The organism is Streptomyces sp. NPDC046925, assembly GCF_040644915.1.
GTDB lineage: Bacteria > Actinomycetota > Actinomycetes > Streptomycetales > Streptomycetaceae > Streptomyces.
Map to the genome: position 1 here is coordinate 1,847 of NZ_JBEYWZ010000029.1, position 1,417 is coordinate 3,263.

Here is a 1,417-nt window from a genome sequence, read left to right on the forward strand (position 1 = left end):
GTCTGAGACCTGATGCCGAGCCGATTGTGGTGAAGTGGATGATCCTATGCTGTCGAGAAAAGCCTCTAGCGAGTTTCATGGCGGCCCGTACCCTAAACCGACTCAGGTGGTCAGGTAGAGAATACCGAGGCGTTCGGGTGAACTATGGTTAAGGAACTCGGCAAAATGCCCCCGTAACTTCGGGAGAAGGGGGGCCATCACCGGTGATCGGATTTACTCCGTGAGCTGGGGGTGGCCGCAGAGACCAGCGAGAAGCGACTGTTTACTAAAAACACAGGTCCGTGCGAAGCCGTAAGGCGATGTATACGGACTGACGCCTGCCCGGTGCTGGAACGTTAAGGGGACCGGTTAGTGCGCTTTCGGGCGTGCGAAGCTGAGAACTTAAGCGCCAGTAAACGGCGGTGGTAACTATAACCATCCTAAGGTAGCGAAATTCCTTGTCGGGTAAGTTCCGACCTGCACGAATGGCGTAACGACTTCTCGACTGTCTCAACCATAGGCCCGGTGAAATTGCACTACGAGTAAAGATGCTCGTTTCGCGCAGCAGGACGGAAAGACCCCGGGACCTTTACTACAGTTTGATATTGGTGTTCGGTTCGGCTTGTGTAGGATAGGTGGGAGACTTTGAAGCGGGCACGCCAGTGTTCGTGGAGTCAACGTTGAAATACCACTCTGGTCGTGCTGGATGTCTAACCTGGGTCCGTGATCCGGATCAGGGACAGTGTCTGATGGGTAGTTTAACTGGGGCGGTTGCCTCCCAAAGAGTAACGGAGGCGCCCAAAGGTTCCCTCAGCCTGGTTGGTAATCAGGTGTTGAGTGTAAGTGCACAAGGGAGCTTGACTGTGAGACCGACGGGTCGAGCAGGGACGAAAGTCGGGACTAGTGATCCGGCGGTGGCTTGTGGAAGCGCCGTCGCTCAACGGATAAAAGGTACCCCGGGGATAACAGGCTGATCTTCCCCAAGAGTCCATATCGACGGGATGGTTTGGCACCTCGATGTCGGCTCGTCGCATCCTGGGGCTGGAGTCGGTCCCAAGGGTTGGGCTGTTCGCCCATTAAAGCGGTACGCGAGCTGGGTTTAGAACGTCGTGAGACAGTTCGGTCCCTATCCGCTGTGCGCGTAGGAATATTGAGAAGGGCTGTCCCTAGTACGAGAGGACCGGGACGGACGAACCTCTGGTGTGCCAGTTGTCCTGCCAAGGGCATGGCTGGTTGGCTACGTTCGGAAAGGATAACCGCTGAAAGCATCTAAGCGGGAAGCCTGCTTCGAGATGAGTATTCCCACCCCCTTTGAGGGGTTAAGGCTCCCAGTAGACGACTGGGTTGATAGGCCAGATCTGGAAGCCCGGTAACGGGTGGAGGTGACTGGTACTAATAGGCCGAGGGCTTGTCCTCAGTTGCTCGCGTCCACTGTGTT

The 1,417-nt window shown here is 56.0% G+C and carries 1 rRNA gene (only partly in view); it reads left to right on the top strand.

Going from position 1 to position 1,417, the window contains the following annotated elements:
• Positions 1-1,395: ribosomal RNA gene (locus ABZ906_RS45905) — 23S ribosomal RNA — on the top strand (it extends 1,792 nt beyond the left edge of the window).
• Positions 1,396-1,417: the final 22 nt, after the last annotated feature.